The sequence below is a fragment of the Salmonirosea aquatica genome (genome assembly GCF_009296315.1).
Classification (GTDB): domain Bacteria; phylum Bacteroidota; class Bacteroidia; order Cytophagales; family Spirosomataceae; genus Salmonirosea; species Salmonirosea aquatica.
This window is the reverse complement of sequence record NZ_WHLY01000002.1, coordinates 1,076,624-1,091,394: the sequence shown is the minus strand read 5'-3', so window position 1 is coordinate 1,091,394 and position 14,771 is coordinate 1,076,624. Positions and strand designations below refer to the sequence as shown.

10 protein-coding genes are annotated in these 14,771 nt (G+C 52.3%); 6 read left to right on the top strand and 4 right to left on the bottom strand.

Annotation, left to right across the window (positions count from 1 at the left end; all coding sequences use genetic code 11):
- The first annotated feature begins 13 nt into the window (after nucleotides 1-13).
- A complete protein-coding gene (locus GBK04_RS05660) occupies nucleotides 14-1,453 on the top strand; it encodes a purple acid phosphatase family protein (protein WP_152757655.1) in 1,440 nt (479 codons plus the stop codon).
- A 418-nt stretch (nucleotides 1,454-1,871) separates the two neighbouring features.
- Here the strand turns inward: GBK04_RS05660 and GBK04_RS05655 are convergent, their stop codons facing one another.
- A complete protein-coding gene (locus tag GBK04_RS05655) occupies nucleotides 1,872-3,278 on the bottom strand; it encodes a glycoside hydrolase family 140 protein (protein WP_152757653.1) in 1,407 nt (468 codons plus the stop codon).
- 136 nt (nucleotides 3,279-3,414) lie between these two features.
- On the opposite strand from GBK04_RS05655, the gene GBK04_RS05650 reads away from it, so the two are divergent.
- Nucleotides 3,415-4,836: a CCA tRNA nucleotidyltransferase gene (locus GBK04_RS05650; protein ID WP_152757651.1), complete on the top strand. Its 1,422-nt coding sequence runs from the start codon at nucleotides 3,415-3,417 to the stop codon at nucleotides 4,834-4,836.
- A 118-nt stretch (nucleotides 4,837-4,954) separates the two neighbouring features.
- Nucleotides 4,955-5,155 carry a hypothetical protein gene (locus tag GBK04_RS05645; protein ID WP_152757649.1) on the top strand — a complete coding sequence of 67 codons (201 nt, stop codon included), beginning with the start codon at nucleotides 4,955-4,957 and terminating at the stop codon, nucleotides 5,153-5,155.
- A 56-nt stretch (nucleotides 5,156-5,211) separates the two neighbouring features.
- Here GBK04_RS05645 and GBK04_RS05640 read toward each other — a convergent pair whose 3' ends face one another.
- A complete protein-coding gene (locus GBK04_RS05640; RefSeq protein WP_152757647.1) occupies nucleotides 5,212-6,492 on the bottom strand; it encodes a DUF2851 family protein in 1,281 nt (426 codons plus the stop codon).
- Between the two features lie 108 nt (nucleotides 6,493-6,600).
- On the opposite strand from GBK04_RS05640, the gene mtgA reads away from it, so the two are divergent.
- The gene (gene mtgA / locus GBK04_RS05635; RefSeq protein ID WP_152757646.1) at nucleotides 6,601-7,287 is read left to right on the top strand and encodes a monofunctional biosynthetic peptidoglycan transglycosylase; all 687 of its coding nucleotides are present in this window, start codon (nucleotides 6,601-6,603) and stop codon (nucleotides 7,285-7,287) included.
- 66 nt (nucleotides 7,288-7,353) lie between these two features.
- On the opposite strand, the gene GBK04_RS05630 is transcribed toward mtgA, so the two are convergent.
- Together GBK04_RS05630 and GBK04_RS05625 are read right to left on the bottom strand one after the other, a co-directional pair.
- Complete coding sequence (locus tag GBK04_RS05630) at nucleotides 7,354-8,985, bottom strand: PQQ-dependent sugar dehydrogenase (RefSeq protein WP_373330740.1); 1,632 nt, start codon at nucleotides 8,983-8,985, stop codon at nucleotides 7,354-7,356.
- A gap of 161 nt (nucleotides 8,986-9,146) precedes the next feature.
- The gene (locus tag GBK04_RS05625) at nucleotides 9,147-11,822 is read right to left on the bottom strand and encodes a carboxypeptidase regulatory-like domain-containing protein (protein WP_152757642.1); all 2,676 of its coding nucleotides are present in this window, start codon (nucleotides 11,820-11,822) and stop codon (nucleotides 9,147-9,149) included.
- A gap of 112 nt (nucleotides 11,823-11,934) precedes the next feature.
- Between GBK04_RS05625 and GBK04_RS05620 the strand changes: the two genes are divergently transcribed.
- Both GBK04_RS05620 and GBK04_RS05615 read left to right on the top strand, forming a co-directional pair.
- Nucleotides 11,935-12,354, top strand: coding sequence for a MarR family winged helix-turn-helix transcriptional regulator (locus GBK04_RS05620; protein WP_152757640.1), 420 nt, complete (start codon nucleotides 11,935-11,937; stop codon nucleotides 12,352-12,354).
- 310 nt (nucleotides 12,355-12,664) lie between these two features.
- Entirely contained in the window at nucleotides 12,665-14,644 is a 1,980-nt protein-coding gene (locus GBK04_RS05615; protein ID WP_152757638.1) for an alpha-1,4-glucan--maltose-1-phosphate maltosyltransferase, read from the top strand.
- Nucleotides 14,645-14,771: the final 127 nt, after the last annotated feature.

Genomic DNA, 14,771 nt, shown 5'->3' with positions numbered 1-14,771 from the left:
TCCGATGCAATCCATGAAGTATTTTAAAACCCTTTTGCTGCTGGTCTTGGCCACTACAGTCTACGGCCAGGCGCAGAGACGCATTCCCACCCCTTCCAAAAAGCACCTCAAAGGCGTACAGGCCGAGCTGATCAGGGGACCTTACCTACAGAAAGCGAGTCCCACCAGCATCACGGTGCGCTGGCGAACCAATGTGTACGACCGAAGCCGGGTACAATACGGTCCGCAGCCGAATGAAATGGAGTATTTTGTGGATGATTCCACGCTGGTATCCGAGCATAGCATTCAACTCACGGGCTTAAAACCCAACACCAAGTACTACTATACTATTGGAAATCTGGCAGACACGACCATTCAGGGCGATGCCGACAATTATTTTGTCACTTTGCCGGAAAAAGGCAGCGAGCAGTTGATTCGCATTGCCGGATTTGGCGATTGTGGCAACAACTCCATCAACCAGATGAAAGTACGGGGCGCGGTGGAAAATTACATTGCGGATAAGCCCCTGACGGCCTGGATTCTGATGGGAGACAATGCCTATTCGGACGGCAGTGATGCTGAGTATCAGATAAAGTTCTTTAACAATTACAAGGACAATCTGCTGAAGAAATACGCCCTTTTCCCTTCGCCCGGTAATCACGACTACCGCGACTTCCCCTCCGCTTCCTTTGATGACCAGTACAAAATGGCCTATTACCAGAATTTTTCCATGCCTACCGAGGGAGAATCGGGCGGTGTGGCGTCGCATACGCAATCCTATTATTCGTTCGACATCGGCAACACCCATTTTCTTTCCCTGGACAGCTACGGCCCTGATCCCAAAGGTACTTTTATGGTCGATAAACTGAGCGAACAGGCGGAATGGGTGAAAAAAGATCTGGCCGCCAACCAGAGCAAATGGGTGGTGGCTTACTGGCATCACCCGCCCTACACGATGGGTTCGCACAATTCCGATACGGAAAAGGATCTGATTGCCATACGGGAGAATTTTATCAAAAATCTGGAAGACCTGGGTGTCGACCTGATTCTGTGCGGCCACAGCCACGTGTACGAACGCAGCAAACTGATCAAAGGGCACTACGGCATGGAAACTACCTACGACCCCCAAAAACATGAGGTCAATTCTTCAACAGGATTATACGATCAAAGCAAAAATTCTGCTCCCTACCTCAAAAAAAGTGGTAACAATCCGGGTACCGTGTACGTGGTAAGTGGTTCGTCGGGCGCCCTCGGCGGACATAAACCAGGATACCCCCACAACGCCATGTACTATTCCGAAAACAAAATAGGTGGCGCTGTGGTACTTGAAATCGAGGGCAACAGGCTGGATCTGAAATGGCTTTGCTCCGACGGCGAAATCCGTGACCACTTTACGATGATGAAGGATGTGACCAAAGCCGAAGAAAAAATACTTTTGAAAGATCAGATTTTAGAAAAGGATAGGACGAAGTAGGTACCTTGCTAATAGTATAAAGCATGGCCGACAGTCTTCATCAGCATGTTTAGACAACTGCTATTATACCTTTTCATGAAAACTATGAGTATCATTAAGTCTGCTTCCTCTGAATCTCACATCTCTATGTTTCTCTGATGAGTCAATAGAGCAGTTTTATCCGGAATGTTAGGGAGGTAAGGTTCCCTTCGATTTGGCGACGGCCGCTTCAAAAGGAGAACTGCTGAACGACCTGACGCTCAAACGGGCGAGTCTAATCGAGGACCACGCAATAGGGTACCCCGTTCTATTTTCCTTTGTAGCGAATTTCTAACATCTTGGAGTACTATTAGACATCAAAACCAAAGGCGCGGCTCCAGCCTGCAATAATCGAGAAAGAAAATCTTTCTGCCAACACGGGCAGGTCACTCACAGCGTATTATTTCAGTCCAAACCCCGCCCACGACTGAGTAGGATCGTCCAGCACCAGCACCCAGTCGGTGCCCGGGCCGGCGGCGTAGGGCTTGAATTCGACGGTACCTTCATTCTTCAATTCCCCAATTTTGATACTGACCCCATCGCGTGGATTATACCAGTAGGCCAGCAGTCGCGGGGCGGCCGTAAGCATACTCAGATCAATTTGCAGGGGCTTTCCGTGCGGGGTGTAGGCTATCAGAAAATTCATATCTTCTGAAATTGCTGCCATTTGGTACCCCCCGTCTTCAGGATTGGCATTTTTGATAATGCGTTGCTCAGGCATCATGCGCCACCACGGATGCGAGTCCATAAGGCGGCGAAGGTACCCCATCTGATACGCGCCGGGTAGGTCCATGGCCCGCTTCCAGTGCGTCCGGGCAAACGACACGGGCGGGTTGCGATTGGGATCGAAAAACTGCCAGATGTCGTGGCAGCCGTAGGTGTGCCCGCCGGCCCCCGCCAGCACTGACCACCAGGCCGCCTGCCGGGCGTCAAAATCATCGAAGTACCCTTGCTGGGGCTTCCAGTCGATGGGGTGGTCTTCGTAGCGCGGTTCTCCATCGATGGTAGGCTTGACCGGAAACAGGTAATGATTCTGCCGGGTAAACACGTAGTTTTTCTTGTCCCGAGTTCCGTGCCCCGACTGGAACATGTTGAAATTCAGCCATGAATCCTGATGGAAAAAAGCCGCGGAATTGCTGTCTCCCGTAGGGTGGTAGGTCATCAGGCGGGTACCGCCATCGCCCGCTTTCAGGCCTTCGGCCATCGCTCTTATGATCTTGTAGTGGGCTTCGTTCTCGGGGCTGCGATCGCCGCCCAGAATCCAGATAACATTTTTGTTTTTATAGCGCTTTCCCAAAAACTCACCGTAAATCCGGGCATTCTCGGGTGTGAAAATCTCTGGCCCCACGCCCCATTTTTTATTAAACTTATCGCCCCAGGTAGGTAGTAGCCCTACGAACATATTGTACTGCGCGGCTTTGTCAATGATGTAGTCGACGTGCTTGAAGTAGGCCTCGTTGGGCTGAGTGGGGTCATTATTGACCAAAGGTAGGTGTCCATAAGCATTGGGTTGGGTCAGACCATCGAACTCAGCCAGGGCTACGGCCTGAATTACATTGAAGCCTTTGTCCGCACGATTCTTCAGGTACAAGTCGGCTTCCTCCCGACTCAGGCGATGGAACAATTCCCAGGCCGTATCGCCCAGCCAGAAGAAAACCCGGTCGTTGCCCTGCGAAATGTAGCGCTTGTCCTTAATGATATACAGCTTTTGCCACGAAGGCTGGCTGGTGGTGGCGGGTTTACGGGTTTGGGCGTTGGCAGAGGTGAAAATCAGGACGGCCAGGAAAAGGAAAAGTATATTTTTCATGAATCGGGCACACGTGTGATTGTTTGAAGAACAACGGGACGATTTTACAAAAGTAAGGATTTGCATCGGCATCCGCTTCAGAAGCCCACTTCCTTAATATTGTCAACTTTCGGGAAGTTCGAAGTACCTTTGCGGCATGAATTTGCAGGATAAAATTAACACGTTTCCCATTTTTGGAAAAATTGCCGAAGCAGCCCGCCGGGAAGGCGTTGAAGCTTATGTGATTGGCGGCTTCGTTCGTGACCTTTTGCTCAAGCGGACCAGTAAGGATATCGACATCGTCTGCGTGGGCAGCGGCATTGCGCTGGCCGAGCGGCTGGCCGCGTCGCTGGGGCCCGATTGTCACGTGGCTATTTATAAAAATTTTGGTACCGCCCAGATCCGTAGCGGCGAGTTGGAAATCGAATTTGTGGGGGCCCGGAAAGAGTCCTACCGCGCCGAATCGCGCAAACCGATTGTAGAGGATGGTACCCTGGAAGACGATCAGAATCGCCGGGATTTTACGATCAACGCTCTCGGTATCAGTCTGAACGAAGCCGACTATGGCGAACTGATCGATCCCTTCGAGGGCGTGCGTGACCTGCGGATGCGGATGCTGCGGACGCCCCTTGAACCTTCCATTACCTTCTCCGACGATCCGTTGCGCATGATGCGCGCCATTCGGTTTGCGTCACAACTGAACTTCGACATCGAGCCGGATACCTACGAAGCGATCAGCCGCATGAAAGACCGCATCGAAATCGTATCCATGGAACGCATCAGCGATGAGTTGAATAAGATTATTCTCTCTAAGGTACCCTCGTACGGTTTTAAGTTATTGTACCAAAGCGGTTTGCTTGAAAAAATATTCCCCGAAATGATTGCCCTGCACGGAGTGGAAATCATCGAAGGGCGTGGCCACAAGGACAATTTTTACCATACGTTGCAGGTACTGGATAACCTCAGTGAATATTCTGATGACTTGTGGCTCCGCTGGGCGGCCATTCTGCACGACATCGCCAAACCCGCCACCAAGCGTTACGATAAAAAGGCGGGCTGGACATTCCACAATCACGAGGAAATCGGCGCGCGCATGGTACCTTCCATTTTCCGCCGGATGAAGTTGCCGCTCAACGAAAAGATGCGGTTTGTAAAAAAACTCGTGCGCCTGCACCTGCGGCCCATCGTGTTGTCGCGCGAGGAAATCACCGACTCGGCCATGCGCCGCCTGCTGGTAGAAGCCGGCGACGATCTGGAAGCCCTGATGAAGCTGTGCCGAGCCGATATTACTTCCAAGAACCCCGAGAAAGTAAAGAGGTACCTCCGCAATTTTGATATTGTAGAACAGCGGCTGATCGAATTGGAGGAAAAGGATAAATTGCGCAATTTCCAACCTGTCATTACCGGCGAAATCATCATGCAAACCTTTGATTTGAAACCTTCCCGCGAGGTAGGTCTGATAAAAGAAAGCATCCGCGAAGCCATTCTGGAAGGCATTATTGCCAACGAGTACGAACCTGCCTATGCCTTTATGGTGGAGGAAGGTAAGAAGATTGGGTTAACGGTAAAACAGGGTTAACGGTGAAGGGCGGACGGTCAATGGCATTCGCTGATATCCGTAAACCTGCCGATTAATCCCGCTTTTCCGTTGACTTTTAACCATTTACCCGATTACTAAATCACTCTTTTAAATAAAAATGGACGACACCCGTTTCAAACGCTTTTTTGCCTCGCTGCTCACGATTTTGGGAATCGTAGTCGTGTTGTTTGCCTGCATCGCTTTCATGTCCGATGGTCCCGTCTTGGGCATGACCGTCAGCAAGTGGGAGTCAATTGTGCCTTTTCTGGTTGGTACTGTTTTTCTGCTTTCGGGTGTAAACCTCATCAACCGCAGCTAATTGATGTGGTACGGGCGTCTTGCCCGTAAATGCAAGAAGGTACCTCTCAGGGCCCTCTACACCGGACGTACCAGAAACGCACCTACTGTACATTCCAGGCAGCCTTTCCGGGTGCAATACTGGTTGTGCCATTCTATGAGCGCCTGTGAATCAGAGGCGGTCGTGACCCGCATACCCAGACTTGCCCAGGCGCGCAAAATGTGGTTCTTTTCGGCAGATAGTTGCTCTAGCCACCGGATTGCCCGATCCAGGTAGGTTGACTGGTCGCGTTGCCGGGCGTAGGCGACCAGGAGCGGAACGGCCGCATTGATGATTAGTAAATCGGCGGCGTCTTTGCCCAGTGCAGGTACCTCAGCCGCCGATTGCTTACCGAATTGGTAGTGTTTTTTCCAGTAATTACTTTGGCTCACGCGAAACATTTGCCGCAAGTCAGTCACGTCCTCGACCGCCGTTAGGGAAGCAAACAGTCCCGCTTCCCGTTGGAGCAGCACGGCCCACTGCGCCAGGCGAACCGTGGGAAAGCCCGCCGGACGCAGACGCAGAAACTTCCATTCGTGGGTACCCATTTGCCGGGATTGCAAGCCATACTTGGCTGACAAAAACTGATACTCTTTCCGCAGGTTTTTTACGTATTCGTCTTCCTGATGTTCAGGCAGCAAACCCGCTGTCCCGAAAAGCAGGGCTTCGATCTGTAGGCCCGAAGTGCGGTGTTTTTGCAGTACCTTCAACGGGACAATTTGCGCCAGTCGCAGGAAAGCCGGGGTGTTAAGCTTGAACCCAAAATACTGCGCCAGCCATTGGTAGGTGGTCTCTTCCCAATCGCGCTGGTTCTGTTCCCAGAGCGCCGTCACGCGGGCGGCTTTGGCGTCGAGGCGTTCTAACAGAACGCGATCCAGCATGGCGATTTTTTGCAGGCGGGGTACCTCCCGAAACTGCGGCGCGCAGGGAATTTCTTCCTTACTTTCCAGCAACCGCTCGTAGCGTTCGCGCACGGCAGGTTTCACGCGTTGGTTAAGGGTGAGCGTCGGAATCAGGGTACCATCCTCCCTTTTCACGGGGCGGTCGTCATCCCAAACCACGTGCAGGATGACGCTTTCGTAGGCGGCATCGGACGGGTGCTGGTGCACGTCCCAATCCGATGATTTCACGTGCAGCTCCACGGAACCTACCCATTCCATCCCGTCCAGCAAAATGCGGGCGTCGGCGAAATCCGGCCCGGCATCCGTATTCAGCTGACCGGTGCGCAGAATCTGTACCTGCTCGTCCGATTCGGTGCGGAGGTTCGTGGCATCAAAGTACTGGTAACGCCACACAAAACTCAGGAAATCTTCGTTCATGGAGTAGTGCGCTAGGAGAAGATAGGAGTACAATTATAGCCATAATCCCCAAGCACTCCCGTAAAAGTTTCCTTACTTTGTGGAATCGATGTAAATGAATTCTTACGTATGGTCCGCGTTGTTTTTTCCTTCCTTCTCAAATTTACGCTCTACTTCTTACTTATTTCCGTGGTATGGGTTATCGTGTTGAAATTTGTTCCGGTATGGATCACCCCGCACATGATTGGTCGGAAAATCGAAGCCTCCAGTGCGGGAGAGAAAACCAAACTCTATAAGGACTGGGAGTCGTACGACAATATTTCCAAAGAAGCCGCTCTGGCCGTAGTTGCCTCCGAAGACCAGCAGTTTCCTACCCACTGGGGTTTTGATTTTGACGAAATTCAGGATGCCATGACCGAGAAACGCAAGCGGACGCGGGGCGCCAGTACCATCTCGCAGCAAACGGCCAAAAACGTGTTTTTGTGGCACGGCCGCAGCTACATCCGCAAGGCGCTGGAAGTGTATTTTACATTATTGATCGAATTATTCTGGGGCAAAGAACGAATTCTGGAGGTATACCTCAACGTAGCCGAAACCGGACCTATGACCTTCGGCGTGGAAGCCGCTGCGCAACGCTTTTATGGAAAGTCCGCCAAAAATCTGACTCGCTCCGAAGCCGCCCGCATCGCGGCGGTGCTACCTAATCCCATCCGATTTTCCATCAAGAATCCTTCCTCCTACGTCCTGGGGCGAACCAGTAAAATATCCCGGCAAATGCGTGCGCTGGGCGGGCAAAAGTACCTGGCGGGGTTGTGAAAGAGGATTCTGGAAGCTGGATGTTAGATTCTAGATTATTAAATCTGGCATTCAATACCCAAAATTCTATTCCTCCAAATACGCCTTCACAATCTTCCTGATTTTCCCATCGCCTTTTGTCATCAGGTACATTTCCTTTTTGAAGGGATCGTAGGAAATCCGCAGGTCGAGGCGCGGAGTGGGGGAGAGCTCCTTCATGGTGACGGGGGTACCTTTCTGCTGCACGAAAAATTCGTGAATCGTGTGGTCGGTCAAGCCCTGGCTCAGGTCAAGGTACCACAACCTACCCCGGATAATATCGCTGAAAATGTACTTGTCTTTTAAAGCTTCTAATGGCCCTTCGTAGACGTACCCACCGCTGATGGCATTGCCGTCGGTGTGGTCGTATTGCGCAAAAGGAGGCCGGTAGGTACCCACTTCTCCGGCGGGTACGGGTGTCACCGTATCCAGCGTTTTGTAGTTGATGGCGTAGTCGCCTTCTCGCACGTTCCAGCCGTAATCTTGCCCTTTTTCGATCAAATTAATCTCTTCCACCGCGCCTTCACCTACTTCGGTAGCCAGCAACTTCATGCCCTGCGGTGACTCCCACCACGCCAGGCGGTGCGGATTGCGGAAACCATAAGCCCAGATTTCCTTCCGTACTTTCGGGTCGGGATTATTGAAAAAAGGATTGTCCGACGGGATTCCATACTTTCCGTTCGGACTATTGTTTCCCAAAGGATCGATGCGGATGATGGTGCCCAGCAGTGAGCGCAGGTTGTGCGGGAGTTCGGGATGTTTACTAATCGTGGAGCCACCATCGCCCGTGCCGATGTAGAGCATTCCGTAATCGGGGTCGCCCTTTTTCAAACCCGGTACAAAACCGATGTCCTGGGTACCGTGCACCACATTAGGTACATTGATCCGTAGCAGTTCGCGCCTGGTACCTTCGAATACCGGACTCGTAACATCCTTTATTTTCCATTCGGACACCACCCATTGCAGGGCTACCTTGACCGAATCGGCGTAGGAGTAATCCGCCGGTTTTCTCAGGGGTTTCTCGGTGTAAGTAATATAAATCAACCCGTTGTTCAGGTAATCGGGGTGAAAGGCAAAGCTGCCCAGCCCCGTACCCAGCCCGGGCGTAGCCACGAAGTTATCAATCACAGGCCGGACATCAAGGAAGGTACCAGCCTGTCCCTGATCAAGGCGGTAGATCAGTCCATTCTGATCGCTGACGTAGAGGGTACCGTCACCGGAAGGATGAGCGCGCATGGTGGCAATGCGGGTACGGGGCAGTTTGTCGCTGGAAGCGGGAATAGTAACAAAGTCTTCCAGCTCGATCCGCAATTTACTGGGCTGAATCAGGGGTGCATAGCGTACCGTTTCGGTGTTTGGGTCTGTCGCCGTAATCGTCAGAGGTTCAATGTTTTTAGCATTCGTTTCCTGGGCAATGTAGGTAATGATCGAGCGGATTTCTTCCGGTTTCAGGTAGTCGAAGGCAGGCATCACCAGTTTGTATTTTTCAAACTGCGCTTTAGCCCGGGCATTGCCAGCTTCGATGACTTTCGCGGGATTTTGAATAAAAGCCAGCAATTCTTTCTCCGACCATACTTTGGTAATCCCACCCAGTCGGGGGCCAATGCCCGCGGCCTCCAGACCATGGCAGGAGGCACAGTGGGTGGCAAACAATTCCTCGCCGGGCGATACCGCGGCCACTGCTTCAGCTGATGAAGGCTCTGTGGTGGAAAAATTCCGGGTCGATACTTGCTTTGATTTCCCTCCTGCGCAATTGAGCAGAAGCAGAAAAGAGGAAAATAAAGTAATCGGATATAGGATTCTGCGAAGCATAGGCATTCATCGCACGGGCGATCAGTCATTTATTCTATCATGATTAAGGACGAGGTCCGCACCCGTTGGCCCTGTATGGTAAAGCCTTCCACCACGAAACGATACTGTCCGGCGGGTAACAGGGGTACCCTGCCCTCGGTAACTCCCAGCGGATCGAGGTTTAACTCTGGTAGCCAGATTAGGCTGGCCGTGGCGCGGTCGGTGGGGAGGGTGTACCCTTCCAGCGCGATTTTCCTGGCGCTCGGATCGTTGGCTTCCAGGGTATTATCGGTACCCGCGCCCTGTTTGGTGAAAATCGAAATGACACCGCCGTAGCCGCGCATGCCCAGCATCGGTTCGGCGCGGGTAAGTACTTCCACGCGCTCGACCGAGGCGGGCGAAATGGACGAAATCTGATTGATGTCCTCGAAAGGTACCCCATCCACCAGGAACAGCGGCGTATTTTTATTGGATGAACTGAACCCGGCCGAGGTACCTCCCCGGATGAAAATCACCAGTTTGATAAATCCATCCGCATCCCGCGTTTCCCGGATCTCTAGACCGGGTACGCGCCCCTGCAACGCCACCAGGAAATTACTGCCCACGGCGTTTTGGATATCCTTGCCCTGCACCGTATAGTCGGGCTGGCGGTAGACTTTAGGCGGTGGTGGTGTACGTTGTGCTTTGACCGCCACCTCATTGAGCTGCACGGCCCGAGCGGCATAGTCCGTGTCGTAAACGATTTTGATTGGGTTCAAGGTAGGTTGGACAGGAAAAGTCGGGGCCTGCTTAGTAGGAGCTGTAAGCGTGGGGCTGGGCTCATCCAGAACAATTGCCCCGGCGGGTTTGCCTTTGGCGTTGGTGGCTTTGAGGATCACATCCTGGGTACCCTGAATGGGCAAATCGCTGAACCGGAACCGGCCCTCCGCGTCGGTGCTGCGGACGAAACTCAAACCCAACCGCGGTACCACCAGAAGTACCTGGGCATCGGCCGAAGCCTTGTCTTTTTTGCCCTCCACCCGACCACTCAGAGTTATGCCCCGTTCCAGGGGGAAGTTTATCTTTTGGGGAAAATCGAAAGAGGCTTGCGGAGCGGCAGGTGCCTTTTCGGGGTAGGCCAGTGGCGAGGTACCCTCGTCGAGCACACTCAGGCTGACGGTAGAAAGATTCAGATTCTGCGCCTCCAAACGCCACTGCAAGGCGGTGTCCCGGCGGGTCACGGTCAGGTGAAGTAGCGAGTCGGCAGCCAATGGGGTAGGGAGGGGTTTTTCGGAAAGCCCGATGATCGGAATCCACTGCGTAGTGGCCAGTTCATCCGCAAAATTGCGCATCCATTCCGAATGGATGCGCAGCAGGTACATGCCTGGTCGCAATGTGTCGGGAAGCGCGATTTGCCCCTGAAAAATGCCTTCCTGCACAATCCAGCGGCCCGCATACACCGGTTTTTTATCCGCATGGAATAGCGCCACCCGCAGTAGGCGGCTCAGCGAGTCGCGGTAGGCCGGGTTGTGGTACTGCATGTGTCCGGCCAGACTTATATTTTGGCCGGGCCGGTAGTAGGGCTGGTCAGTCGTGGATACAGGGCGCTCGATCCAATCGTCGCCCGTTCGGCGGACAATCGGCGCACGCTGGCTGGCGAGGTAGTTGATAGGCAGCGTTTCGGCCATGCGCAGGTTGGCCAGGTACCCCGATACCGCCCATTCCTGCGGATTGAGCAGCAGCCCGTCCGTGTTAAAAATCAGAGGCTTGCCAGTCGTCTCGATCCACGAAACCTGCACCGGTTTGTCGCGGTAGATGGCGAAGATACCTTCACCACCCGCGCTGTGCAGCTCAAAGCGGCGCGGCAGACGAATCTGAAAGGTACCCTGATTGCCCGTAACCAGCGTGTCCAGCCCAAATTGCGTCAGTTTTTTTGCTTGGTCCTGATAAAAAAAGCGGCTCCGGCTATGGGGATCGGCGCCCGGTTTATCCACGTAGGCTTCATAACCTGCTTCGGTAGTTTTGCGCTCAGCCAGATTTTTGAAAAAATGAATTTCCGAACCGAAAAATGCTTTTTCACGATTGGCCTTCCATTGCTCGGTTTCGGTGGCACTGGCCGCGATGAGCGGCTGAAAGGAGGTAAGTCCACTGTAAAAAGTCTCTTCCCCGTTGAATTTGAAAGAGCGCAGATCGTAAAGTACCTTATAGCCCAGATAACGGTTTTCTATTTCGATGATCTGATCGGCTTTGGCCGTGAGCGTATTGCCCTTCTCTTCCAGTTCGATTACCCACGGATTGATGATCTTGCAGGCTTTGGCGGAGGCTTTTTCTCCAAAGAAAACATTGAAAAATGTCTGGTACTGCCTCTCCCAGACTTTGTCGCGCTGAGCCGTCACCTTCACTTCGGCCAGTTCGCGCCCATCGGCTTTCAGCTTGATGTTGATCTGCGTCTTAATACCGGTTTGTAGAGTAACGGTTTGGTAGTAAGGCGTGTATCCTACCACCCGTGCGGCCAGGGTGTAGCGTCCCGGTGTGATGCTCGCCAGCTTGTACGCGCCTGTCGTATCGGTATCGGTGGCGTAGGTGGTGTTGCTGAGGTACACCGAGGCGAAGGGCAGCGGTTCGCCTGACTCAGAGTCGGTAACAATCCCGGTCAGGATTTGGGCAGTGGTGGTTTTGCCAAAAAACAGCAGGAAAGCCAGCCACACGGGTACCCCTCCTCTGGAAAGAAAGGAAAATTTTTTCATAGGAAGGAAATGGGAGTAAGATTCCCCGGAAATCCGATTGATAAAGATAGTCGAATCGTGTAATATTACTCCTAATCTTACCAAATCAATCGTATTGCCCGACCTACTCACTGTGAAAAATTCAAAAATGAGCCAGAAAAGACTGCCGATCGGCTACTGGTTGAAAAGAACGGATACTTTACTGACCGAAGGGATCGACGCTGTTCAGGCTGAATTCGGCCTCAACAGAACGCAGTGGCAGATCCTACATACAATCGCAGAAAATCCGGCCCTTGAAAAAGAGGCGCTGGCTGAGGTGATGAAGCCTTTTGTGAGTGAAAATCAACTGGTCGCCTACCTCGACATACTCATTGAAAGGGGTACCGTCACTGGACAGGAAAGATTTTATTTGACCGAAAAAGGGCAGCAGCTACACGCCGAATGCCTGGACAAGCAAAAAGAATTCAGGGAGAAAGCCATGCTTGGGGTTTCAAAAGAAGCGTATGAACAGACTTTGTCAACCCTGGAAAAAATAGTGGAGAACCTCTCCTGAACGACCTGGCTTCTCATGCTCAAAGATTTGTGGTTTTATTCGGCTAAACTAAGCGCAGGCTTTTGCCAGAAAAGTCGGGTAAGTGATCAAGCAAGATGCTCGCGGGGTCCAATCTTATTGGGACAAAAAAGGTCAAATCGTACAGAGAGGTAAATTTTATTTTTATTGCAACAATTGAATGTAATTCCTTGATTCTCAAAGAAATGATTTTCGATTCTTTGGAATGAATCAAGCGCCAGATCTCAAAAAAGGTATATTTTTATTAATTTGCCAGAACGAAGCCGAATCCATAAAACCAAAATCCGCTTTCATGGCGAAGAAAAAAAATACCCTAATTCCCGAATCCACAGAAGGCCGCACCCGGGTGGTCATTGAACACGTTATTCCCGAAATAAATGAGGGCCGCTTTGCCGTCAAGGCTGTTCCCGGCGAGAGTATCCACGTAGAAGCCGATGTGTTTTGCGATGGTCACGACCATGTTATGGTGCGACTGCTGTACAAGCACGCCGACGATAACGATTGGTCGGAAATAGGGATGGCGCTCATCAACAACGACCGCTACGAGGTGGATTTTACCGTTGAGAAGCAGGGACATTACCTTTACACCATCGAAGGCTGGGTGGACCATATCGATACCTGGCAGCACGATACCGAACTGAAAATCAAAGCCGGCCAGCGGGTGCCGCTGGAATTGCTGATGGGGGCCAACTTTCTGGAAGGTATGCTGGACAAAGCTACCGCCGAGGATAAGCCCCTCATTGAGGAAGCCATCGAAATTATGCGCAACGAGCATCGGAACGAAGACGCCCGCCAACTGGCGATGAGTTTTCGCATGACCGAATGGCTGCAAAGGTACCCCGAACGAAAATTCGTTACCCGCTACCGCGAACTGCCCGTGTACGTCGATCGGGCCAAGGCCGGGTTTAGTGCCTGGTACTCGATGTTCCCGCGCTCGTCGGCCCCGGAGCCGGGAAAGCACGGTACCTTTCAGGATCAGATCAAACTCCTGCCGCGGGTGGCCGACTTGGGTTTCGACGTGCTGTACCTGCCGCCGATCCATCCCGTTGGCCACCAGTTTCGGAAGGGTAAAAACAACGTCGTAACCGCCGAGCCGGGCGAACCGGGGGTACCCTACGCCATCGGCAGCGAACTGGGCGGCCACGATGCCATCAATCCCGACCTGGGTACCCTAAACGATTACAAGCAACTGATTGCTGCCGCTAAGGAGTTCGGCATGGAGGTGGCGATGGATCTAGCGATTCAGTGTTCACCCGACCACCCCTGGGTGAAATCGCACCCCGAATGGTTCAGCATCCGGCCCGACGGTAGCATTCAGTATGCCGAGAATCCACCCAAAAAATACCAGGATATCTACCCGATCAATTTTGAAAGTCCCGACTGGCAGGGGCTATGGCTCGAAATGCGTCGCATCCTGCTGCTGTGGGCCGAGTGGGGTACCCGCATCATTCGGGTGGATAATCCACACACTAAGGCGTTCAGTTTCTGGGAGTGGGTCATTGCCGAAGTCAAAGCGCAGTACCCCGATATGATTTTTCTGTCGGAGGCATTTACCCGTCCCAAAGTGATGCGGCAACTGGCCAAGGTAGGTTTCTCGCAATCGTATACCTACTACACCTGGCGCACCGCAAAATGGGAACTGGAAGAGTACCTTACCGAGCTCACGCAGTCGGACATGAAGTACTACTATCGCCCCAATTTCTGGCCCAATACTCACGACATCAACCCGTACCTCTTGCAGGGAGGCCACGAACCCTACTTCCTGATCCGGTACTTCATGGCGGCAACCATGTCGTCTAACTACGGTATTTTCGGACCTACCTTCGAGTACATGATCCACGAAGCGTATCCGGGTAAGGAAGAGTACCTCAATTCGGAAAAATATGAGGTGAAGCATTGGGACTGGAAGCGGGAAACCAAGCTGACCTACCTGATCCGGATTATTAACCGGTTGCGCCACGAGAACACGGCCTTACAGTTTACCAACAACCTGCAATTCTGCCGGATCGACAACGAGAATATTGTCGCCTATACCAAAATTCACACCAATGGCAACCGCATATTGTGCGTCGTCAACCTGGATGGCTACAACACACAATCGGGTTGGGTACAGCTGCCGTTGCGCTTGCTGGGTAAGAACGAGTACGATTACTTCCGTGTCCATGATCTGGTGACGGGAGCTATGCATACCTGGCAGGGGGAGTGGAATTATGTGGAATTGAACCCGCATATTCTGCCGTTCCATTTGTTCCGGGTGGAGGATTTGAATTAGTAAAAGGATTTCCCCAACGCTGACAGCTTTCAAAAACGCAGTCGCCGTTACTATAAAGATTTTGGCCGCGCAGTACGTACCATGCCTTTGATAGTCTCACCCTGGCGGGTGGGAATAAAAAGGTATT

Bases quoted from the DNA above. Each gene is read 5' to 3' on its own strand.
- GBK04_RS05660 (WP_152757655.1), top strand. From the start codon at position 14: ATGAAGTATTTTAAAACCCTTTTGCTGCTGGTCTTGGCCACTACAGTC.
- GBK04_RS05655 (WP_152757653.1), bottom strand. From the start codon at position 3,278: ATGAAAAATATACTTTTCCTTTTCCTGGCCGTCCTGATTTTCACCTCT.
- GBK04_RS05650 (WP_152757651.1), top strand. From the start codon at position 3,415: ATGAATTTGCAGGATAAAATTAACACGTTTCCCATTTTTGGAAAAATT.
- GBK04_RS05645 (WP_152757649.1), top strand. From the start codon at position 4,955: ATGGACGACACCCGTTTCAAACGCTTTTTTGCCTCGCTGCTCACGATT.
- GBK04_RS05640 (WP_152757647.1), bottom strand. From the start codon at position 6,492: ATGAACGAAGATTTCCTGAGTTTTGTGTGGCGTTACCAGTACTTTGAT.
- mtgA (WP_152757646.1), top strand. From the start codon at position 6,601: ATGGTCCGCGTTGTTTTTTCCTTCCTTCTCAAATTTACGCTCTACTTC.
- GBK04_RS05625 (WP_152757642.1), bottom strand. From the start codon at position 11,822: ATGAAAAAATTTTCCTTTCTTTCCAGAGGAGGGGTACCCGTGTGGCTG.
- GBK04_RS05615 (WP_152757638.1), top strand. From the start codon at position 12,665: ATGGCGAAGAAAAAAAATACCCTAATTCCCGAATCCACAGAAGGCCGC.